Annotated in this window: 27 protein-coding genes; 5 read left to right on the plus strand and 22 right to left on the minus strand. The window is 60.6% G+C overall.

From position 1 onward, the window contains the following. Window positions 1–70 precede the first annotated feature (70 nt). Genes RSE12_16860 through RSE12_16870 form a run of 3 tightly spaced genes read left to right on the plus strand, consistent with a single transcriptional unit; the run spans window position 71 to window position 1,879 of the window. The gene (locus RSE12_16860; GenBank protein WRH62020.1) at window positions 71–283 is read left to right on the plus strand and encodes a hypothetical protein; all 213 of its coding nucleotides are present in this window, start codon (window positions 71–73) and stop codon (window positions 281–283) included. A gap of 29 nt (window positions 284–312) precedes the next feature. Next, window positions 313–708: a cupin domain-containing protein gene (locus tag RSE12_16865; protein ID WRH62021.1), complete on the plus strand. Its 396-nt coding sequence runs from the start codon at window positions 313–315 to the stop codon at window positions 706–708. Window positions 709–748: 40 nt separating this feature from the next. Continuing rightward, window positions 749–1,879 (plus strand): hypothetical protein, encoded by a 1,131-nt coding sequence (locus RSE12_16870; GenBank protein WRH62022.1) that lies wholly within the window; start codon window positions 749–751, stop codon window positions 1,877–1,879. A gap of 457 nt (window positions 1,880–2,336) precedes the next feature. Here the strand turns inward: RSE12_16870 and RSE12_16875 are convergent, their stop codons facing one another. From RSE12_16875 to RSE12_16915, 9 genes are all read right to left on the minus strand, one after another. After that, window positions 2,337–2,600 carry a DUF6378 domain-containing protein gene (locus RSE12_16875; protein WRH62023.1) on the minus strand — a complete coding sequence of 88 codons (264 nt, stop codon included), beginning with the start codon at window positions 2,598–2,600 and terminating at the stop codon, window positions 2,337–2,339. Further along, a complete protein-coding gene (locus tag RSE12_16880; protein ID WRH62024.1) occupies window positions 2,597–3,736 on the minus strand; it encodes a hypothetical protein in 1,140 nt (379 codons plus the stop codon). Before RSE12_16880 ends, RSE12_16875 begins: the two co-directional genes overlap by 4 nt. 176 nt (window positions 3,737–3,912) lie before the next feature. After that, a complete protein-coding gene (locus RSE12_16885) occupies window positions 3,913–4,203 on the minus strand; it encodes a hypothetical protein (protein WRH62025.1) in 291 nt (96 codons plus the stop codon). Next, window positions 4,200–4,673, minus strand: a complete 474-nt coding sequence (locus RSE12_16890) for a lysozyme (GenBank protein ID WRH62026.1) — start codon at window positions 4,671–4,673, stop codon at window positions 4,200–4,202. The genes RSE12_16885 and RSE12_16890 overlap by 4 nt, the downstream gene beginning before the upstream one ends. Next, window positions 4,670–4,849: a hypothetical protein gene (locus tag RSE12_16895; GenBank protein ID WRH62027.1), complete on the minus strand. Its 180-nt coding sequence runs from the start codon at window positions 4,847–4,849 to the stop codon at window positions 4,670–4,672. Before RSE12_16895 ends, RSE12_16890 begins: the two co-directional genes overlap by 4 nt. 61 nt (window positions 4,850–4,910) lie before the next feature. Then, a complete protein-coding gene (locus RSE12_16900) occupies window positions 4,911–5,336 on the minus strand; it encodes a hypothetical protein (GenBank protein ID WRH62028.1) in 426 nt (141 codons plus the stop codon). A 2-nt stretch (window positions 5,337–5,338) separates the two neighbouring features. Continuing rightward, entirely contained in the window at window positions 5,339–6,580 is a 1,242-nt protein-coding gene (locus RSE12_16905; protein ID WRH62029.1) for a hypothetical protein, read from the minus strand. Further along, entirely contained in the window at window positions 6,580–7,470 is an 891-nt protein-coding gene (locus tag RSE12_16910) for a hypothetical protein (GenBank protein ID WRH62030.1), read from the minus strand. Before RSE12_16910 ends, RSE12_16905 begins: the two co-directional genes overlap by 1 nt. Then, a complete protein-coding gene (locus RSE12_16915) occupies window positions 7,467–11,510 on the minus strand; it encodes a tape measure protein (protein WRH62031.1) in 4,044 nt (1,347 codons plus the stop codon). The genes RSE12_16910 and RSE12_16915 overlap by 4 nt, the downstream gene beginning before the upstream one ends. Before the next feature lie 24 nt (window positions 11,511–11,534). On the opposite strand from RSE12_16915, the gene RSE12_16920 reads away from it, so the two are divergent. After that, entirely contained in the window at window positions 11,535–11,909 is a 375-nt protein-coding gene (locus RSE12_16920; GenBank protein WRH62032.1) for a hypothetical protein, read from the plus strand. Window positions 11,910–11,985: 76 nt separating this feature from the next. Next, window positions 11,986–12,279, plus strand: coding sequence for a hypothetical protein (locus tag RSE12_16925; GenBank protein WRH62033.1), 294 nt, complete (start codon window positions 11,986–11,988; stop codon window positions 12,277–12,279). A gap of 264 nt (window positions 12,280–12,543) precedes the next feature. On the opposite strand, the gene RSE12_16930 is transcribed toward RSE12_16925, so the two are convergent. The 13 genes from RSE12_16930 to RSE12_16990 form a co-directional block, all read right to left on the minus strand. Then, on the minus strand, window positions 12,544–12,810 hold the full coding sequence (locus RSE12_16930; protein WRH62034.1) for a hypothetical protein: 267 nt from the start codon (window positions 12,808–12,810) through the stop codon (window positions 12,544–12,546). Window positions 12,811–12,908: 98 nt separating this feature from the next. After that, a complete protein-coding gene (locus RSE12_16935; protein WRH62035.1) occupies window positions 12,909–13,310 on the minus strand; it encodes a hypothetical protein in 402 nt (133 codons plus the stop codon). 80 nt (window positions 13,311–13,390) lie between these two features. Further along, window positions 13,391–13,825, minus strand: a complete 435-nt coding sequence (locus tag RSE12_16940; GenBank protein ID WRH62036.1) for a hypothetical protein — start codon at window positions 13,823–13,825, stop codon at window positions 13,391–13,393. Between the two features lie 12 nt (window positions 13,826–13,837). Continuing rightward, on the minus strand, window positions 13,838–14,185 hold the full coding sequence (locus RSE12_16945) for a hypothetical protein (protein WRH62037.1): 348 nt from the start codon (window positions 14,183–14,185) through the stop codon (window positions 13,838–13,840). An 83-nt stretch (window positions 14,186–14,268) separates the two neighbouring features. Next, the gene (locus tag RSE12_16950) at window positions 14,269–14,670 is read right to left on the minus strand and encodes a phage tail terminator-like protein (GenBank protein WRH62038.1); all 402 of its coding nucleotides are present in this window, start codon (window positions 14,668–14,670) and stop codon (window positions 14,269–14,271) included. A 40-nt stretch (window positions 14,671–14,710) separates the two neighbouring features. Continuing rightward, window positions 14,711–15,151 carry a hypothetical protein gene (locus tag RSE12_16955; GenBank protein WRH62039.1) on the minus strand — a complete coding sequence of 147 codons (441 nt, stop codon included), beginning with the start codon at window positions 15,149–15,151 and terminating at the stop codon, window positions 14,711–14,713. Between the two features lies 1 nt (window position 15,152). Then, window positions 15,153–16,127: a hypothetical protein gene (locus RSE12_16960; GenBank protein WRH62040.1), complete on the minus strand. Its 975-nt coding sequence runs from the start codon at window positions 16,125–16,127 to the stop codon at window positions 15,153–15,155. 158 nt (window positions 16,128–16,285) lie between these two features. After that, a complete protein-coding gene (locus RSE12_16965) occupies window positions 16,286–16,642 on the minus strand; it encodes a hypothetical protein (protein ID WRH62041.1) in 357 nt (118 codons plus the stop codon). Beyond that, entirely contained in the window at window positions 16,639–17,115 is a 477-nt protein-coding gene (locus tag RSE12_16970) for a DnaT-like ssDNA-binding protein (protein ID WRH62042.1), read from the minus strand. Before RSE12_16970 ends, RSE12_16965 begins: the two co-directional genes overlap by 4 nt. Continuing rightward, window positions 17,112–17,384, minus strand: coding sequence for a hypothetical protein (locus RSE12_16975; GenBank protein WRH62043.1), 273 nt, complete (start codon window positions 17,382–17,384; stop codon window positions 17,112–17,114). Before RSE12_16975 ends, RSE12_16970 begins: the two co-directional genes overlap by 4 nt. Before the next feature lie 18 nt (window positions 17,385–17,402). After that, window positions 17,403–17,657, minus strand: coding sequence for a hypothetical protein (locus tag RSE12_16980; protein WRH62044.1), 255 nt, complete (start codon window positions 17,655–17,657; stop codon window positions 17,403–17,405). Between the two features lie 58 nt (window positions 17,658–17,715). Beyond that, window positions 17,716–18,657, minus strand: coding sequence for a DUF2184 domain-containing protein (locus RSE12_16985; protein WRH62045.1), 942 nt, complete (start codon window positions 18,655–18,657; stop codon window positions 17,716–17,718). Between the two features lie 14 nt (window positions 18,658–18,671). Continuing rightward, window positions 18,672–19,127 (minus strand): hypothetical protein, encoded by a 456-nt coding sequence (locus RSE12_16990; protein ID WRH62046.1) that lies wholly within the window; start codon window positions 19,125–19,127, stop codon window positions 18,672–18,674.

Genomic DNA, 19,127 nt, shown 5'->3' on the forward strand with positions numbered 1-19,127 from the left:
CACCCGGCCCGGGCGCGATCCGCGCCAAGCCGTCATGGCCACCCAAACCCTTTTCAGAAATGAGCTCACCATGCCGATACGGTCCGTCCTGCTGTTTTCCACCATCTGCCTTTCCTTGTCCGGCTGCCTCGCCAGCGACGCCGAACGCGGCCTTGCCGGGGCCGCTGGTGGTGCGGTGATCGGTGGCGTTACAGGCGGAAGTCCGTTGACCGGCGCCGTGGTCGGCGGTGCAGCCGGATATTTCTGCCGTGATCTCAACGTCCCGGGCTGCCGCAACAACTGATCCCACCCCTGACCCGAAAGGATGCCGCCATGAAGGGCTATCTCGCCGATATCGAAACGCTGACCGAAAAGAACACCGCCTTCCGGCAGGTGCTTTATACCGGGCACAACCTGCAACTGGTGCTGATGACACTGACCCCCGGTCAGGACATCGGCATGGAAACCCATGCAACGCATGACCAGTTCTTCCGCATCGAAAAGGGCCATGGCGAGGTCGTGATCGACGGGCTTCGCCACAAGATCAAAGGGGGCGACGGCCTGATCGTCCCAGCCGGGGCCAAGCACAATTTGATCAACACCGGCGACAAGCCGCTGCGGCTCTACACGATCTACGGCCCGCCCAACCATGTCGACAAACTGGTCGAAAAAACCAAGTCCGAGGCTGAAACCTCAAGCGAAGTCTTCGACGGCGTCACCAGCGAATAGCACCCCTGCCGCTTTCCCCACAATCCAAGGATGCCCCCCAATGCTGCGCTACATGATCCTGGCCTGCGGGCTGCTGGCCCTCCCTGCCGCTGCGGAAACCAGCAGCCTCACCATCGCGCAAGACAAGTATCTCGCCGGCGCAACGGTCGCTTTCGACGGGCCGGCCGTGACCGATCTTTTCATGGCAGGCAACGCGGTTTCGGTTTCCGCGCCCGTGGGTGGGTCAGCCCATCTGGCGGGGCGGCGGGTGGCGGTGGCCGCGCCCGTGGCCGGTGATCTTTTCGCGGCGGGCTACAGCGTCACGGTGACGGCCGCGATCGGCGGTGACGCCTCGGTCACGGGGTATGAACTGCGACTGCCCGCCGTTTCGGGCAATCTTCGGGCTGCGGGGGCCGAGGTCACGATAGATGCGGTCGGCGGCTATGCGCTGGTGACCGCGGGCGACATCACCCTGCAAGGCGGCATCGCAGGCGATGCGGTGCTGGTGGGCGAGACCATCACTTTCGGCCCCGAAGCACGGGTTGGCGGCGCTTTGACGATCTATGCAGAAGATCCCGCCAGCATCATCGTGCCCGAAACGGTTGCCCCGGCGAACCGCGTCAAGATCGAACAGACCACGCAATATGACGAAAGCGAATGGTCGGACCGGATGCCGATGCAGGTTCCGCTCTGGCGGATCGTCACAGGTTTTCTGACGGGAGTCCTGATCTCGGGCCTGATTGCCGCCATGGTCATCGCAATTGCCCCGCAGGCAGTGCAGAACTGGCGGACGCTGGCGCTGGCCCATCCGGGCCGCGCGATCTGGTCAGGGTTTCTGGTCACCTCGGCGCTGGCGGGATCGGGGTTCGTTCTGATGCTGACGCTGGTGGGCATCTTCCTACTGCCGGTCATGCTGATTTTCACCATGCTGGCGATCTTTGCCGGCTATGCGCTGGGCTCTTACGTACTAGGCGTGGGGCTTTGGCTGGGCATCGGGCGCCCCATGCCCGATAGCCTTTTGGCCAAGTTCGCGCTCGCCTGCCTCGGGGCCTTTCTCACGGGTCTCGCATGGCTGGTGCCGGTGGCGGGGTGGTTCTTCGTGCTGGGCCTCACGATGCTGGGCATCGGCACGCTTGCGGCCTTCGTCCTGCCCGGCGGCTGGCTGCTCCGGCGCGACACGGCGCAGCCCTGATCCGCCGCGCCCCTCCCCGCCGATCCGGCCAAACCCACCGTACCTGCCGCAGCCGTCGTCCGATACCGCCGTCTGGCGCGCCACCGACGCACCTGAACACCCAACCTGACGCACCAGAAAGCACGGCGCACGGCTTTGACCTGAATGGATACTGGCGATCCCGGGAGGACTGCGAATCGCGCGTGTTTCCAATGCCTTGCGCTGTAAACCATGCGCCGCGCCGCCCTATGTTTTTCAATGGCTTGCGCGCTGGCCTGTAAACCAGACAGGTGCTTTTAAGTCATCTGGGAATGACTGATTTCAACGAGTTAGCCCCTGCCACTCTGCCGGAACAAAGCGAGGCCATAGGTGGAATGGTAGCGTCGGCCATGTGCAACAAGCGACAGGCGATGTTGGACACGAAACCCGCCAGCGTAGGACACGCAAACCCCCGCCCTTGCATCCGGCAAATGCAATGCTATGGCTTTGCCGCCAACTCCCCGGCCAGCGCCAGATAAGCCGCTCCATCCACATAGCTGTCGTCGTGCGGCCCATTCACCAGCCGCGCAATCTTGAGCCAGCTCATACACAGCGCCACCTGTTCCGGCGTCACGGGCTTGCCGAGGATGACTGACCATCCCGCAGCGATGCGCGCGAAGTTCTCTTGCGGGGTGCCGTAGTGCGCCTGACGGTCGCCGTGGATGAGTTCGTCGGCTTTGGCGAGGATTTCGCGGCGGTTCATTGGCGCTCCAACGGATCTAGCACAGTGGCAATTCGGCCCCGGTGCTTGTGGTAGGTATCAAGCTTCATGGCGCGGCGGTTAACCCAAGATGCGCCGTATTCATCGGCAGGGGCGAAAGGCTCAAGGCGTTCCCAGTTCAACCCGCCTATCCGTTCCGCCGCCATGCGGTGCTTGTGGCCTGTGTAGGCATAGCGATGCGGGCTTTCCGACCAGAACGGGCAAACGTCGGATAACTTCAACGCAAGATCGACGGGCTTCATGCGGTCGCCATGCTGCGCGAAGATGGCAGAGCGGCCCCACTGGAATTGAAAGATTTCACGCGGGTCCATATCAATCGTTGCGCGCGGCTCAGATGCAAGCCATTCCCGCAGGGCAAAGGCGATGGCGCGGTGTGAGTTCGGATCGTGGTTGCCGCGCAGGACGCGCACCACAACGCGCTGGTGATGCTGCAGTGCGCGGGTGACGGCATACTTCACGATGGCGATGGCGGTATCCGTCACGCGGAACATGCGCGCAGCCACGTCCAGCGGATGCTTGCTTGCCGGGGTCTGCGCGTTGTTATCATCCGCGTGAAGCAAATCACCCCCAAGGATCAGGATGCAGGTGTCAGCCCTTGGCGCGGTTGCCAGCACGGCTTCCATGCCCCGCATGAGATCGTCGCGGGCAAGGTCTAGGTCATAGTCAGGCCCGTCCGTCTCCTCACCCCACGCCGACATGCCCCAATGCACGTCATAGAGCGGCAGGACGTTGCACAGGTCGCCTAGCGTTGCCGATGGCGCAGGGATGGCCGGGGTTGACGTTATGCCTTCAAACGCCACGCGGATACGGTCTAGCTGTTCGTCCAGACCGTCAGGCTCAACCGCCCATCGGGTTGTGCCGATTTTCTTACCGTCTGCGTCGTAGTCGTGTATCCATCCGCCCTTGGCTTCGACGGGTGAGAGTTTCGCGCGGGCGATGACGGATTGCGCCCCCGGTGACAGATGCAAGCCGCGCTGCTTTGCCGTGTCCAAGCGGTTTTTGAACCGATCGTAGTTCATGCCGAGGAGTTGCGCGCCCCGCATGTAACTGTTTCCCGTCTCGCGCCATGCGTTGACGGCTTCCATCAGTTCATCGTTGGTCAGTGGGGGTGTTGGCATGCTGTCCATCATCCGTGCTGATGTGAGACACAAGCCCCGCATGGAGGCTTGCACAGGCGCGCAGGGCGCGGCGATCCCTGCCCCATAGGATTTCAACGTCCTGATCGGTAAGTTCCCGGTCGGGGATGCTCACAGGTGCGTTGCAGGGCTGGAGAAGGGATGGAGGCGGGGCGAGGTCAGAGACGGTTGAGCCGCCGCACCCGGTCAGCGCCAAGGCCGCAGCCGTCAGGGCTATCCGCATAGGCTTGATCCTCTAGCTGTTGTGCGAGTGCATCCGCTTCCGCTTGCGCTGCAAGGCGGTCCAGTTCCCGCAAGGCTGCGCGGTTGGATGCGGCGATGGCTTGCTGTTGAGCTTCGGCTAGTGCTTTGGCGTGGCGTCCTTCGCAGATGGATGCGCCTTGCCAGTAGCCGATGATGCCCGACAGGATGATTGCGCCGAGGGTTCCGGCGATGATGTAGGGGTTCATAGCCCAGACACGCACAGCCGATGCTCCGCTTGGCGACGGTTGGTCAGGCCGCGCACGACGACGCCTCCTGCCTTATTCCAGCGCAGGAGTTGGTCGCAGGCTTCTTTCCACCGCCCCGCGTTTGCGCGCTTGGCGAGGGTGGAGTTGCAGCCCGCACCTACACCGACATTGTATGCCCAAGACGACAGGGCCACGCGCACCTCGACCGATTGCTTGGGAAGCGCGGGGATGCACTTGGCTAGGTCGTCGTGATACTCTTGCAGCGCCACGGCAAGCATGGCCTTGCACTGCGCCGGGGTATAGCGGTCGCCCTTCTCCACGCCCCGCGTTTCGCCGTAGCACACGGTCCACACAGGCGGGTTGGCGATGCGGTCAAGATAGGCTTCCGTCTTTTCACCTTCCCAAGGGCCGACGAAAGCGACAGCCGCAGCCGTGAAGGCCGCAGCCGCTCCGATAAGCGGCTTCTTCATTTGTCACCCTTTCGCAGGAATCGGATGATTTGGATCAGCAGCCAGATGGCCGAGAGGATCGGCACAACATCGGCGGCAAACACGGACGCTTCCGACAACGTGGGCATCCAAGACGGCATGGTTATTCCGGCGACAGCCACGCCGTTGGTCGTTTTCACCGCGATGCTCCCATTCATGGCCGCGCCCCCAAATGAAAAGGACGCCCGAAGGCGTCCTGGTTGGTGATGTTGGTTCCCGTCATAGCTTTGATGCCGCGATGAATAGCGCGTCGATTTCCTCATCCGTCAGCCCGACAAGCGTTTGAAGCTGGGCAATCAGAGGATTAGACCGCTCGATAACAGTGGAGTATTCCCAACTGATTTTCGCCACGGTCTTTTGCGGTTCTGGCAGGCCGTCAAACAGCGCCTCCACCATTCCCAGCATGTGGGGGTATGCCGGATCGGGGGAGGCAGCCCACGCCAGCGCAAGGCGGGCTTGGCGCGGGGTGACGGATGACGGGATGATGGGCGGAGGCGGAGGCGGCGCAGTGAACTTCTTGCGCGCGTAGGTCCAGCCGATTTGCGCCTCGCTGTCCTCTGGCAGTTCGATCCAATTCTCAGCCAAGGGCGCATCGGCAAGCGCGATGTTGGCAACGATGCCGTTTTCAATGATTGCGTATCTCATGGTCACCCCCAAGTCGTGATGCGCGCAAAGCCGGGGCCACCGTTGCCACCAGCGCCGGAGTTCGTGCCGTTGGTGGAGGCAGCGCCACCACCGCCGCCAGAGGCGATACCGCCCGCGCCGCCGTTGCGAGTGACGTTGCCCGCAGCGACAGGCCCCCCTCCGCCGCCGCCTTGGAATGGCCCACCTGCTGTGCCGTTGGCGTTTGTGCCGCCCGCGCCGCCTCCGCCCGCGAAGCCAACGGCGTTTAGTGTGTTATTGAAAGGGTCGCCACCCGCCGCTCCATTGTAGGCTACGTTTCCAGCGTCAATGCCGCCACCAACTCCACCGCCGCAGCCCGCATACACAGAAGCTGAACCCGCCAGTGGTTGGTTAATGCCGTTATATCCACCGCCACGCGCGCCACCAAACGCAGAGTTGTATGATGGTCCAGCGCCATCAAATCCGCCGCCACCGCCAGCGCCCGCAGAAATGTTCAGGTTAGCACCAGACAGCGCAGCGCCGCCAAAGCCACCCCCTTGAAGCGCTACGTTGTTGTCGCCACCCGGACCGCCACCACCGCCAAAAGCCCGAAGGAACGTATCAAAGGAAGTTGTGCCGCCATTTCCGCCATTTGCGCCATTAGTGTTATCTGTCGCCGTGGAAACCGCGCCCAAACCGCCCGCACCGATAGATACAATCGCAGAAGCCGGAAGACCAGCAGCAGCGTAAAGCCTGTATCGATAACCGCCGCCACCGCCGCCGTAACCGCCAAAACGAACGCTTCCCACCGCGCCGCGTCTACCAGCGCCGCCGCCGCCACCAGCACCCCACAATTCAACGAGAACAAAGCGCGCGTTTACAGGCTTTGTCCAAGTGCCAGAAACGAGAAACTGCTGAACCTCAACGGCGGGAGCGATCAAAAGCCAATCCAGCCCGTTAACTGGCGTCGTCCCCGCAGGCGCATTGCTCCGCTTGATAAAGCGCATCCCGTTGAACACTACGCTTTCGCCAATCGCATAAAGCCTTAGCGCGGTATAGTCTCCAACGAAGTTCGCTGCCCCAACAGCAATATCGCGCGCCGCCTGCGCGTCCAGCGCATTCTGCGCGGTCAACAGCGTATCAGCACTGACCTCTGCACCAAGCGCGTTGGCTGCGGTGACGAACAGAGGAAGATGCGCGACAAAGGCATCAGCCGCAGGCACAAACACATCTGGTGCCTGTCCCCTGTTAGGAACAGGCGTCGGAAACTGCGGAATGGTGGTCATTAGACAAGCCCCTCGATTTCGAGCGTCATTTCGGAAGTTACAGGCCCCGTGCGAAGCGTGGCAAAGTCACGGTAAAACCCAAGTGCGATTGTTTCCGGGAATTTCTCATTGCCCACATAAACAGCAGGCGTTGCGCGTATTTTCGACAACTCGCGGAAAGCGGCATTTACCTGAAAGTTTTCAAGGAAAATGTCGTAGTTTGACAGCTTGGCAAAACGCCGCTCCACGATGATGAAGTTGCCAAAGTCATCGCGTTCCTTTCGGCTAAAGTCCTCAATACCAAAGTCAAACGATTGCAGCGTTGTGCCGATGGTTACAGACCTGCCGATAATCAACTCACCGCAGGCGGTTGGCTCAGTCCCAGCGTCAATGACTATGCGTACATTCGCCGTTCCGTAAGAAGGTAGATCGAAAAACGCCACCTCAGTAGCCTTTTCAACAGGCGCAAAGAAGTATTGATACCAATCCGAGATGCCCGTGTTATCTACAAGCGACTTTGTTTCATCATAAACAATCCCGTCAACGGGGTCTGTCATAACGACTTGAACCGTATTGCCCTGCACCTGAAACAGGGCGACAGCGTTGACCACTTGCATTGGTGTAATTGTAACGTCAATCGGCCCCGCCCGCATTGTGGCGTCACCAATCACAAAGTCGAACATCTTAAAGCGGTTGATTGAACCAACAGCAATCCAAGTTGGAGGCGTTGCCATTGACCCAGCAACGGGTTCATCCGATGTGCCGCCGATTGCTACAACCTCATAAATGGTTGTGCCTACATATCTCTGCACACCAAACGCATAAGTTCCCGGCGTCCATAGCGTTTCGGTAATCGGTACGTTGCTCACCAGATTGGCAGGCTTGACCATAAAGGGAGGTATGATCTTCATGCGGGTTCCCCTTGGATGCGGATTTCCTGCAATTCGCGCTCTTGCTTGAGGTTAATCTTCACGAGTTCGCGCATGTATTCGTTGTTCTTCTGCATTTCCGCGCGCAGGGCTTTCACCTCGTCGGCATTTCCGCCGCCAAGCATCCGTTGCGTTTGTTCCGCATTAAAAACGCGCGACGGCCCCATGTTGACAAACTCAGGGCCGCGCTCACCCACCAAGGCAATGCCACCAGAGTGCATACCGCCATCGGCAAAGGACGGGATGCCAAGGCTTGCCACCCATGCCGCAAGGCTTGCCGATGATTGGGCTTGGAAGGCCGCAGCCGCAGCGGGATCGGCATAGCTGCCGATTTGCCCCCCAAGGATTGCCTGCGCTTGCTGCTGGGTGACTGGCGCAGACGGGTTTGCCGTGATCTCGTTAACGGCCTGTTGGAAGGTCGGAGAGCCGACCGCAACGGGCGCGCTTGCCGCCGCAGCCGATTGCGCCGCAGCCAAGGCGTTTATCGCGCCAGACAGTTGAGAAACGGCAGATGCGACACTTAGAACGCTGTTGTTTACAATCCCATTGCTGACAAGCAACTTGTCCAATGCTTCGATCTGCTGTTCGGCAAGGAAGATTTGCTCCTCGATTGCCAGCATCTGCCGCATGGCTTCGTTTTCTTGCTGCACCCCCAAGGCTTCCAGCAAGCTGGCGGTCTTGACCTGCTCACGAAGCATATCTTCGCGGGTCTTGAACGTATCCCCAAAGGATGTTGCCGATGACACCAGATTATCAATTCGGCCCCGGTCGATACGGCCTGTTTCCAGCATTGTGCGAAGCTGGCGAAGCGCGGATTGTCTCTGTATTTCAACCAGTTCCTCGTTGAGGCCAAGAACATCACGGGCGGAACGGCGCAGGCGCTCTGCGATGGCAAGGCCCTCCTCTGCCTCGCGTCTCTGTGTTTGCAGGGCTTGGATTTGCGCGTTAATCGCGGATTGCTCTGCGGTCACCGCCGATTGCAGGCCGTTTCTTGCTTGGTCAACCGCAGACTGCAAAGCCTGATTTACCGCATTGGTCACAGCCGCAAACTCACCCGACACCGACAGAAGCCCCGCATACAGCTTGCGGCCTGCCTCAGTCGTGAGATCCTGCGCCTCCACCAGCGCGCGGAATTGCTGCATCGTGGCAGGCATCGCAACGCCAAGCGCGGCGAATGAACGGCCCAAAGCATCCGTCCGCAGGGCTAGTTGTTCGGCCTCGCTGTAGAAGTTCTGGAAGTAGCTTTGCGTTGCGGATTGCAGCGCCTCAACACCACCGAAGGCGTCGACCAACTGCGATGCCATGTCCGCCCCTGCAATCGACACGTCGAACATCGTCTTGCCGAGGAATTGCAGCGAACCGTTCACCGCGCCGATAGCGTCCGACAGCCGCTGCAACGTCTGGCCTGCCGTTTCGCCCTCACGCTGGAACTTGCTCACAAATTCCGTGATGTTATCGACGGTTTCGGTGACGGTATTCGTAACCGTGCCGCTCATGAGTTCGCTCAAGGCACCGCCGCGCCCGCGCCCGCCAAGCGTCGTTGTCACTTCCCGCGTGGTCGTTTCAATGATGCGCTGAAAGCCCTCAGCCTCAGCCAGGATAAGCCGCGCCATTTCGTCCGACACTTTGCCGAAAGCGTCCGTGATGGCCTGCTGTGCATCGCTCTGGGAAAGCCCCTTGGTGGACACGCTGAATTGATACGCAAAGGTATCCAGCGCCGAACCCGTTGCGCCGATGGCTTGGGCCATGAGGCGGGTCGATGCGCCGAGTTGGTCAAGAGCGGTTTGAACAGGCCCCTCCACCTCAGCCTTTGCCGCCGCGTAACCAGTGGCCACCCTTTTCGACAGGCCGAAGAACCGCTTGGTTTCCGTGGTGCGGAAGGTTTCGACAACAGCATCCATGCCGCTGATGGTCACGCGCAGGCCGGAATCCAGTTCGGTGACCTTCTTGCGGAAGGCGGACAGGACAAGGCCGATTGCGCCGACAACGGGGAGAGCCGCGCCGATGGCCGATGCAAAGCCGCCGATGCCCGATGTGATGCCAGAGAACGCCTTGCCGATGGCAGAGAAAGCACCGCCAAACCCGCCTGTGGAAAAGCCGCCGACAACGTTGCCAAGCCCGCCGAGGAAGCCCGTGCCGCCGCCTAGGCCAGCAAGCCCCTGACCTTGCCCGAAGCTGCCGATCAAGCCGCTGAACAGCCCGCCGCCGCCCGTTCCTGCATTGGCCGCGCCTGCGATGCCTGTGCCGCCGATGCCAAGCGCAATCTTGATGGGGTTTGCGACCGCCGTGGCAATCATCTGGGCAATCATGTTGCGGAAAGTGTCAACGATGCTGCGAGCAAAGCCTTTGAAGTCACGGAAGCCGGAAGCAACAAACTCGCCAAATGCGTCTGCAACGCCATTCACCCAGCTAGGCGTTTGCTGCCCTTGCTCGTTCAAGTCCTCAACAGCGCGCGCCGCACCGCCAGCCGCGCCAGCAACGCCGCTCAATGCCGATTTGCCGTTTGTGCCGAGGCCAGTAACAGCCTTCGTGCCCGCAACAGTGCTACGGGTGAACGCCTCAACCGACTTTAGCGGGGAAGTGAACGCCTTCGCCGCCGCGTCCGCCGATGCTTGAGCAGATGCGCGGAAATCATCAGCGGCAATCGCAGAACGGCCAATCTCTTGCGTAATCTCTGCACTCATGCCCGTCAGGCCAGTGCCGAACAAGGCGTTGATTCCGTCAGCGACAGAGTTGGTAAACTCCACAAAGCCCGACAGCATACGGTTCAATGCCATGAGGAAGTTGGTCTGCATGGCATAGGCCATTGCAATCACGCTCTGGACTACGAAGTTGGTCCCGTTGCCGATGCGCTCCCAGACCTCAACCGCAAGATCCCCTACGGCCTTCACCAAGTTGCCAAAGCCTCCCATGCGCTCCGCAAGCTGGATTACCTGATAGGTTGCCTCACCAAGGGCAACCACAAGGACACCGAAGCCCGTCCGCAGAAGCGCCGCACGGGTCGCCACAAGTCCAGCAACAAGCCTGCCAAGCGCCACCGCCCCAGCGATGATTGCGGGCGTGTATACCGCAGCAAAGGCCACGCCAGCCGCCGCCACATAGACTGCCAAACGGTCAACGTTCTCAGCCACAAGCAGGATGGCGTTTGCCACCGCCGCAGAAATGCCAAGCGTTTGATCCATCTGGCCGATGGTGATGATGAGGTTATTACCAAGAACCCCAAATGCCTGTGAGATTGTTGGAACGCTCGTTGCAAAAGCCGCCTCAAGCGCACCAGACTGCGAAAGTATGGCGTTGAAGAACTCTTCCGAAGAAATCTTGCCTTCAATCACAAGCTGCCGAAGCCGCCCAACCGATCCGCCAGCCTCGTCAATCCCGCGCGCCGCCGCTTGAGCAAGGGGGAACGCGCCTTCCAAAATCGAGTTAAATTCTTCGGCCCGAACCGTGCCGCCCGCCATTGCCTGCGAGAGTTGCAACAGTGCGCCGGATGCAGCCGCCGCAGACGTGCCTTGCTGCGCCAGTGCTAGACCTACGTTTTCCGTAAACCGCAGAACGTCGGCTTGGGATGCGCCCATTTCACCAGCCGCCACGCTGACACGCTGATAGAGCTCAGCAGTTGCAGCGAGAGGCGATCTTGTGCGGGTAGCAATCTCATTGATCTGCTCTAAGGTCTGCGAAGCCTCCGCAGCCGAAAGGCCAAGGACGCGCAAGCCGTTGGATAGCCGCGTGTATTCTTCGGTAGCGCGGGCGACAGCGCCAACCGACAGCGCGCCAGCGATTGCGCCAGCCGCTTGAGCCGCGAAGCCTGCAAAGTGTTGAAGGCCACGCTGATACAGGTCTAGGCCGTCATTGGCGCGACGCGCGCCACGTTCAGCGCGCTCAAAACCATCCTCAACGCGGTCCATGCTGCGATTAAGGGAACGCTCCGCGCGCCCCCCGGTTGCCGCAAGATCGTCAAGCTGACGCTCAGCCCTAAGAAGGGCCTCGCTCTTGACGCCGATGCTTAAGGTTGCAAAGTCCATACTTCGTTTCCTTGGGGGTTTTAGATGCGCGCCTTGGCATTTTTTTTGCTTACTGCCGCCCCGGCATTTGCCGTGGAGGTTTCAAACTGCGAAGTCGAACTTAGAGGGAGTTTGCAGATGGCGTTGTTGACGTGTGATTACCGAAACAACGGCGCGCAAACTGTCGACACCATCAGGATGCATGCCTTTGCGCGATCAGAAGGCAGAGCAGTCGAATGGAGCAAAGAGAGGGTTGATTTCGCGGTTCCCGGCGGGATTGAACCGGGGGAAACGGTGAGAGAGGTTGTTTACCTGACGAAGCCCCTACCAGAGCGAGCCGCTGGGTTTGACGTGCGATACGATATTGAAGTTTGGCAGGTCTTGGGTGCGGACGGCTCAATACTAGAGTCAGCCGAATAGAAAAGGGCGGCACCAGCCGCCCTCTTTACACACCGCGTGATTCTACCCCACCGTGACGCTTTGCATGGAGGGGTAGATGGATAAAGATACGGAACGAACCATTTTGGCCAAGCTAACGGTTCAAGAGTTCTTCATTGAGGTCATTCTGGCGCAGGTCTACGGCTACGGCCCAAAAGATGCTCAGGACGACGCCCTCTCGCAGATGGTGAGGTTAATACGCACAAGCAGTTGGACCCGCCACCAACCTACAGACGAAGAATCCACAGAGCTGCTGCAAGTCGGACTCTTAGCATCCGAATACGCAGCCAATCTTGCAGAGAAGATCGCTGCGCGCGCGGACAACATCCGCGACTTGCTTGAACGGCAATGAGTTCTGGCCCTTTGGTGCCGACCATAGACAAGCCATCTTTTCGCATTTTAACGCCCCATCCGCAGCGCAGCCATTCGGACCCCGCGCAGTCAACTTAATCTTGACTCGACTAAGCAACCGTAACATATCTTGCCACAGATACGGCGCGGGCGACCGTGACCGCTTCCCGCAAGGGACACAGGTGCAAGGGGGTAGCTAGTCTGCCCCCTTGTTCTTTTTAGCCCCGCCCCATCCGCAGCGCCGCCTTGATGGACTGAGAAGCCTTCATCTGTTCTTCACCGCAGCCGCCATGTCAAAGACGCGCTCAATGGCGTCTCCGAGTGCGGCCTTGTCCTCGATTTCCCGCTGCCAAGGTGCCGGGGCTTTGTCGTCGCTCACCTGCGCCGCATAGGCCGATGACATTTCCAGCACTACCTCAGCCTGCCAAGGGTTTACGGGCCAGCCTGTCAGCCTGCACCAGCTTTCCAGCCGTTGCGGGCTGATGCCGACTGCGCCAAAGCCCGTTTGTTCGACGGGTCCGGCACTCAGCAAGCACTTGGGAAGGTATTCGTCTCGGACGGGAGGCAGTTCACCCACCTCCCACCGCCCCGCCTTAGCCGACAACCAAGCGTGTTGCCGCGCCCATAGGATTACTTCTTCCCGGTAGTCCGAAAAAAATTGGAACGGTCCGCGATGAACGCATCCAACTGCGCGCGGATCGGCGGGAACTTGGACAAGAACATGCGGACGTTTTCGGGGGTGCATTCCAGTGGCTTGCCGTCCCACTGGATGCCGTGCCATGCCGTCACCAGCTTGGACAGAATTTCGATGCCGTTTGCCTCGGCCTTGTCCAGCGAGGGCTTGCCCTTCCCTGCCCGCTCCGAAACCGAAGCAACCGCAGCGCGAAACTCTCGGCTGTCCTGCCCAACCACGCGAATGGTGATCGGCTTGCCGTCTGCCGTGTAGAGAAGTTCGCCCGAAACGGGATGTTCAAGATGGCAGTCCGCGCCCTTTTCGGAGGCGGCTGCGAGGTCCAGTTGTGCAAAATCCATAGTCGTGCCTCATGTGCTAACGTGCTGTGGAATGGTGCCGGGGGCCAGCCAGCACGAAACCAGCCCCCGGCGTCGTCCCGTCAGCTGACGAGAACGATGGGCGAGATGATTTCCACCATCGCGGAACCCGACACGACCGAACCCGTCGAGGCCGAAACGCGCGTCGAGAACACGCGGGCGCGGAAGTAACGGATGCGGCCCGAGGGGAACGCGACCTTGACGGAAATCACGGTCTTGTTCGCCAGCGCGGTGCTCAGAAGCGTCTGGCCCGCGTCCACGTCCTCAGCAAACGGGATGGTCAGTGAGCCGTAGTTCACTTCGCCGTGCTGCTTGTCCACAACGCCAGTGGCGAGAGGCGTATGCGTGACAACCGCATGCTCCGCGCCAAACTCGGGGATCTCGGTGATTTCACCGACCTGCGTGTAGGTCAGCGCGGCATAGCCCGCAGCATCCAGCGTGGCAGGAGCGGCGGTGGACACGCTAAAGAGCGTGCCGATAGAAGTCGAAGAAGCCATGTCTTAGCCCTTTCAGCGGTTGTAGAGGGTGGCAACAAGGCCAGTCCCGCCAGTGATGGAGACGGTCGCCCCGGCGAGGTAAGCGCCGATGGAGTCCAGGGGGATTGCCGCAACAGCGCCAGCGGCGATGGAGCCGATGGCGTATGCCGACACGGACACAGGGCCGATGCCGGGGACGCGGGTGTTGGTCAGCCCGGACCCGATAGACGGGGTAAGCGCGCCTGCGGTGGCGTTCCGCAGAACAAGCACTTGGCCGTTGCCGGGAACGTAGGAGAGGGCGTCGGTGGTGCCGTTCAGCGTCGTCTCAGTAGCCGTGACGCGACCGTCACCCGCGACGGTAGTCGCAGTGATTGCGGGCATGTTGGGAGCCTTTCAGGAATGAAAAAGGCCCCCGTGATGGGGGCCGGGTTGCGGGTGCCTGCATGTCCCGGCAGGCGACGGGATCAGCGATCCGTGACCTGATAGTCCACGCGGATGGGTTGACGCCAATCCGAGCCATCGGGATACGGCGTCATCGGAGAGGCGGGCTTGGTGACCGTCAAGATGCGACCGTTGACCGCCAGCTTAAAGCCCATCGGGAACCGCGCCGCGATTTCGTCAGCCTTGCCGTTTGCCACGGTGGAGAACGTGTTAGACGGTGCCACCACGGTTATCGTGAAGTAGCCCCGTTCAATCACGCCACCGTCGCCAGATATGGCCTTGCTGTCGCGCATGGTCGGAACATGCTGCAAAACCGCGTAGGGCTTTGCAGGCGATGCGGCCTTGTTCGGGTAAACGATTGGCAGGATTGCGGGGGTTGCGAGACGCTGCCCGATGGCAGTTTCAATCGCGTTTAGATTGGACATAATGGGGGCGTCCTTTTCGTAGCATGTTTTTTAGCGTGGTTCAAGCAAGGTTTGCGGCGTTCTTGGCTACATGCTCTTCCCATTTGGCGGCGTTGATGCCGACAAAATGCCAGCCCGGTTGATTGTATTCCCGGCCCAAGGCATCGGTGCCGACAAAGCCGTTTTCGATCCGCATGGCGTAAACCATCGGCCAAGCAAATTGCATGGGCGCACCGAGCTTATAGCCCTCAATTGCAACGATGTAGGATGCCTCACCCACACTCTCGCCGCCACCAGCAACCGATGAAGTGAGGCTTCCGGCCAATTCGCCCTCGGCAACCGGGATATTACCGACCTTGAGCGTCCCGCCCTTTGTGATACCCGTCGCTGTTGTTTGCGCGCCCTCAAGAACATCCTGAACGGATGCCCGAACAACCTTTTCCATCTTTTCGACGGTAAGGCCTTTGAATTTGCGAAGATCAGCGCTGAACGATTTTACCATGTCACACCACCCTAAAGAACATTGAACACTTGCAGCCCGCGCGGTGCCGGATCGGCGCTTGCGGATCGTGCGCGTATCTTAGCGCCGTGCCATCCGCCATAATGAATGGCTGACCTAGCAAGCGTGGCGGGCTTTCATCCATTGCCAGATGGTCAAATCGCGGCTCACGGCTGCCGCCATGTATCCACTTGGCCGTTATCGTTGCCCCGCGCTCAACCGCCTGCGTCAAGCCTTCGTATTGGCCGCTGGAGATGGCGGCGCGGGCTTCCGTCCGCGCGATCAGCTCACCCCGATACCGGAGTTGCTTGCTGTTGTAGCCCCGAATAATGCGGTCAATATCCGCAGCCGACAGAGGCTTGCCCGCGTCGATGGCCTTCTGCACCATGCGGTCGAACCGCTTGTCCCGTAGCTTGCGGGTGAAATAGTTGGCGTCCAGATTGCCCAGCTCAGCCCGCGCCCGAATGGCTGCATCCGTTTGCTGCGAGGTCAGGCCGAGGAAACCGCCTTCCCTGCGCCCCGTTGCGCGGTTGTAGGTGCCGACGATAGCCCGCGCGGTCTTGGCCCCGCTTTCGCCCGTTGCAACGCGGTTTTCCATGACCGTCCGCAGCATTTCCAGCGTTTGCGTTTCGATGCCCTGCACCAGCGTCCCGGCGTTTTCACGCACCCAAGCCTCAGCGCGGTAATGCCTGCCGTCAAAGCCAAACTGCCCCCGGCTGATGATTGTGCCAGCCGACAGCCCGCCGCCGATGAACGCGGAACGGATGGCCTCTGACACCGGGAACAATGCGCCCTGCTCTAGCCGCAAGAGCATTTCCAAGGCCCGCAGGTCGTTGCGGTTGATGGCGTCCTCTAGCTGGGCAATGGAAACGTTTGTCGCGGCGTTCTGGATGGCTTCAAAGAAGGCATCGCCAATGGTGCGCCCGAACCGCTCCACGAGCTTGTCGTAGAGTTCGCGCTGTTGACGTTGTGTGAGCATCTAGTCGCCTAGGGCTGCATCCCTGCCCGCCTTCCATGCTGCCAACATAGCAATATCATGCTGGCGGAAGAACGCGGGCGGCAATGAGAGGACAAGACGCGCGGCGGCAGGCCGACCGTCGCGCATATGAATGAGGTAGTAGAGGCATTGAGCGAGGCTCAGGTGCTAATCTCCACTTGGTAGTATAGCGCGACCCCACCGGGGGCTTCCGGCATCACGGCGAGAACGTCATGCGGGCTGCCCGCAACGGTCACCTTGTCACCCACCATCGGCGCAATGCCTGTCGCGTCCACCATGAGCATCCGCGCCTTACGGGTTTCCGATGAACCACGAATGTAGACCTCCTTGATGCCCTCGTCTATGCCTGTGAGGGTGTAGCTTACGCCTGCCCCGGCAGTATCCCACGGGGTTTCTTGGACGCCTGCGCGGGTGAACGGAAACAACAGCGGGCCGTTGCCGACTGCCGTGCCAGCTTCCGCTAGAGCGGCTTGGACTTCATCAGCAATACCCATCACACCACCAGAAGCGCAGGTTCGCCGCGTTCATCTTCGATGATCGGGGCAAGGATGTTTTCAACAGAGGCAAGGAACGGCAGGCTTTCGGCCAATTCGCCTTTGCCCATTGGCGTCCATTGGATGCTGCCGACTTTGGTTAGCACCTTGGTTTCCGACTGCACCACACGCGGGGCAAGGGATCTAGGCGTAAGAACCTCAAACAGCGCCGCCTCATATGCGGCTCTCTCGACACGCGCCGGGATGCCCGTCAGTGTGTTGCCATATCGGTCAATCGCCTCGACGCGGGGCCATGCCCGCGTCTGATCACCGCCAGCCGCAGGTGAACCGGGCCAGCGGTGAATATAATACCCGTCCAGCCAATCGGATGCGCGCAACAGTGCAGCCTCTCGATCCGTGCTGGATGCAGCCGCCCAAGCGGCGTTTCCGCGCTGTGCATGATAGGCGTCAGCCGCCGCAAGGGTGCCGTAGGTCATTCGGTCGGTTCCGTCTCAGATGAAGTCTCAGATGTTTCCGACTTGGTTTCCGTCTCAGTGGTTTCGGACTTCGCCTTACGCCCCCGCTTGGGCTTATCCGTCAGCCCCTCGATCACCAAATCGCCGTTTTCGATCCAGAAGGTGACGACAAGGCTATTCATCGCCGCCGTCACGATATCGTCTGCAATCTCGACCTCAGCGCCAGCCGGGATCATGTGTTCCGGCGTGATGCCGAGCGGGATATTTGATGCGTTCTTGACCAGTGCCATCGTGCCGTTTCCTTCAATTCATTTCTGATGCGGGTCGGGTTTGGTTGCGGCCTTCACGGCCCACATAGCACCCTCTTCAATCGCGGTTTGCGCCAGTGATTTGAGGCGCGCCACTTCGCCCTGTCGCGTCGATCCGGCGTCACACGGGACAAGAAGATCAATGCCCTCGATCAGGTCGATCAGATCGGCGGCAGCAGTCTTGATGTCATCAACGATGTTGCTCTTTGACGGGTTAAAGCTGACGCCAACTCGGTATTTTCCCTTGGTGATCATTCGTGCTGTTTCCCTTTCCCAATGAAAGAGGGGGCGAGTTTTCCCGCCCCCATCTCGATCAGATGCCGTCGCCGTAGCTGACAGCGCGCGGCAGGCGGATATCCAGACCGCCGAGGCGGAACACGCCCGGAACGGTGAACTGGAGGCCTTCCACCTGCACGGGCAGGAAGCGGTGCGGCATCGGGATGTGCAGCTTCAGTACTTCCGGCGACCGACGATAGGCGATCATACGGGCGGTGTTGCCAGCGCCCTGCGTGGTCAGCCCGCGCATGCCGCGAATGGTCAGGGCTTGGCCCGTGGTCGCGGTATACACGTTAGACTGACGCAGGAACTCCAGCGTGGTCATCGCCGTATCGCCGAGACGCTGCGACGACAGGAGCATGAAGCGCTCAATCGGCAGGATCAGGGTATCGGCCATTTCCACCGTGTTAGTGGAGGTGTGGATGCCCGTCAGCAGCGCGTTGATATCGCGCAGGATCAGGTCCGGGGTCTTGTTCGCCCAGAGGGTCGAAGCGCCCGTGCCATCCGCCGCGACCGACGCCGCCGGAACGCCCGAGTAGTTGAACAGGCCTTGGAACGACTTCGCGCTGTCGCCATTGAAGGCGATGCGGTAGATCATTTCCTCGTATGCGCGGCGGGCCGCAGAGGCCTTTTCCGCGTCCAGCGAGATGCCGAGCATCCGCGCCTGGTTCACTTCCTCGAAGCCGTAGGAGTAGCCGATCCCAGCGGTGTAAACCGCGCTCTCGAACTTCTCCATGCCGACGCCGACAACGGGAATGTCCTTGCCGTTGCCGTTGATCCAGTCGGCGCGGCCAGCGGCGTCCATCGAGTAGAACGTCACCGACTTGGACCACTCGCCTGCCGAGGTATCGACCGGGATCAGCGAGGCGTAGTCTACATCGGGATACTTGATCCGATAGACGCCTGCCTCGATGTGAGAGGTTTGCGAGGTCACAAAGCCAAGGTTGGCCTGCACCGCGTCATTGAAATTCATCTGCATGTTCAGCGGCCTCCTTAGCCGATACGAACTTTGACCAGCGCGCCCACGCCGCCAGCGCTGTCGAAGATGGCGCGGGGGATTGCGAGGTTGTTGGTGGGGGTTTTGCCGAAGCGGCCAGCCTGCGCCGTGCCGACGACCATGTAGACGGGGTCGCCCGCCACGACGCTTTCGCCCGCCGTGACCCAGATCACGCCACGCTGAAGGATCAGCGCGCTTTCGTTGACCGGGACAAGGTTCGGCGAGTTAGCGTCAACCGACTGATCGCGCACGGTGATGCCACGCACCACGTCAGCAGCGGCGGTTGCAGCGGCAACGCCATTAGAGGCGGTCCCTTGCTTCACGACCTTGCCGAAGCCGATGGCCGCGCCCTCGACCTGACGCGAGATCAGGTTGTTCGGCTCCGTGTTGGCAATCATGCCCTCGTAAGCCGCCGCCATTTCGGCGGGGTAGTTCGTTTGGATTGCAGGCAT

Origin of the sequence: Fuscovulum sp. (assembly GCA_035192965.1) — a bacterium.
Classification (GTDB): domain Bacteria; phylum Pseudomonadota; class Alphaproteobacteria; order Rhodobacterales; family Rhodobacteraceae; genus Paragemmobacter.

What these genes read in the sequence shown, in the direction of transcription:
- RSE12_16860 (WRH62020.1), top strand. Translation starts at nt 71, where the DNA reads ATGCCGATACGGTCCGTCCTGCTGTTTTCCACCATCTGCCTTTCCTTG.
- RSE12_16865 (WRH62021.1), top strand. Translation starts at nt 313, where the DNA reads ATGAAGGGCTATCTCGCCGATATCGAAACGCTGACCGAAAAGAACACC.
- RSE12_16870 (WRH62022.1), top strand. Translation starts at nt 749, where the DNA reads ATGCTGCGCTACATGATCCTGGCCTGCGGGCTGCTGGCCCTCCCTGCC.
- RSE12_16875 (WRH62023.1), bottom strand. Translation starts at nt 2,600, where the DNA reads ATGAACCGCCGCGAAATCCTCGCCAAAGCCGACGAACTCATCCACGGC.
- RSE12_16880 (WRH62024.1), bottom strand. Translation starts at nt 3,736, where the DNA reads ATGCCAACACCCCCACTGACCAACGATGAACTGATGGAAGCCGTCAAC.
- RSE12_16885 (WRH62025.1), bottom strand. Translation starts at nt 4,203, where the DNA reads ATGAACCCCTACATCATCGCCGGAACCCTCGGCGCAATCATCCTGTCG.
- RSE12_16890 (WRH62026.1), bottom strand. Translation starts at nt 4,673, where the DNA reads ATGAAGAAGCCGCTTATCGGAGCGGCTGCGGCCTTCACGGCTGCGGCT.
- RSE12_16895 (WRH62027.1), bottom strand. Translation starts at nt 4,849, where the DNA reads ATGAATGGGAGCATCGCGGTGAAAACGACCAACGGCGTGGCTGTCGCC.
- RSE12_16900 (WRH62028.1), bottom strand. Translation starts at nt 5,336, where the DNA reads ATGAGATACGCAATCATTGAAAACGGCATCGTTGCCAACATCGCGCTT.
- RSE12_16905 (WRH62029.1), bottom strand. Translation starts at nt 6,580, where the DNA reads ATGACCACCATTCCGCAGTTTCCGACGCCTGTTCCTAACAGGGGACAG.
- RSE12_16910 (WRH62030.1), bottom strand. Translation starts at nt 7,470, where the DNA reads ATGAAGATCATACCTCCCTTTATGGTCAAGCCTGCCAATCTGGTGAGC.
- RSE12_16915 (WRH62031.1), bottom strand. Translation starts at nt 11,510, where the DNA reads ATGGACTTTGCAACCTTAAGCATCGGCGTCAAGAGCGAGGCCCTTCTT.
- RSE12_16920 (WRH62032.1), top strand. Translation starts at nt 11,535, where the DNA reads ATGCGCGCCTTGGCATTTTTTTTGCTTACTGCCGCCCCGGCATTTGCC.
- RSE12_16925 (WRH62033.1), top strand. Translation starts at nt 11,986, where the DNA reads ATGGATAAAGATACGGAACGAACCATTTTGGCCAAGCTAACGGTTCAA.
- RSE12_16935 (WRH62035.1), bottom strand. Translation starts at nt 13,310, where the DNA reads ATGGATTTTGCACAACTGGACCTCGCAGCCGCCTCCGAAAAGGGCGCG.
- RSE12_16940 (WRH62036.1), bottom strand. Translation starts at nt 13,825, where the DNA reads ATGGCTTCTTCGACTTCTATCGGCACGCTCTTTAGCGTGTCCACCGCC.
- RSE12_16945 (WRH62037.1), bottom strand. Translation starts at nt 14,185, where the DNA reads ATGCCCGCAATCACTGCGACTACCGTCGCGGGTGACGGTCGCGTCACG.
- RSE12_16950 (WRH62038.1), bottom strand. Translation starts at nt 14,670, where the DNA reads ATGTCCAATCTAAACGCGATTGAAACTGCCATCGGGCAGCGTCTCGCA.
- RSE12_16955 (WRH62039.1), bottom strand. Translation starts at nt 15,151, where the DNA reads ATGGTAAAATCGTTCAGCGCTGATCTTCGCAAATTCAAAGGCCTTACC.
- RSE12_16960 (WRH62040.1), bottom strand. Translation starts at nt 16,127, where the DNA reads ATGCTCACACAACGTCAACAGCGCGAACTCTACGACAAGCTCGTGGAG.
- RSE12_16970 (WRH62042.1), bottom strand. Translation starts at nt 17,115, where the DNA reads ATGACCTACGGCACCCTTGCGGCGGCTGACGCCTATCATGCACAGCGC.
- RSE12_16975 (WRH62043.1), bottom strand. Translation starts at nt 17,384, where the DNA reads ATGGCACTGGTCAAGAACGCATCAAATATCCCGCTCGGCATCACGCCG.
- RSE12_16980 (WRH62044.1), bottom strand. Translation starts at nt 17,657, where the DNA reads ATGATCACCAAGGGAAAATACCGAGTTGGCGTCAGCTTTAACCCGTCA.
- RSE12_16985 (WRH62045.1), bottom strand. Translation starts at nt 18,657, where the DNA reads ATGCAGATGAATTTCAATGACGCGGTGCAGGCCAACCTTGGCTTTGTG.
- RSE12_16990 (WRH62046.1), bottom strand. Translation starts at nt 19,127, where the DNA reads ATGCCTGCAATCCAAACGAACTACCCCGCCGAAATGGCGGCGGCTTAC.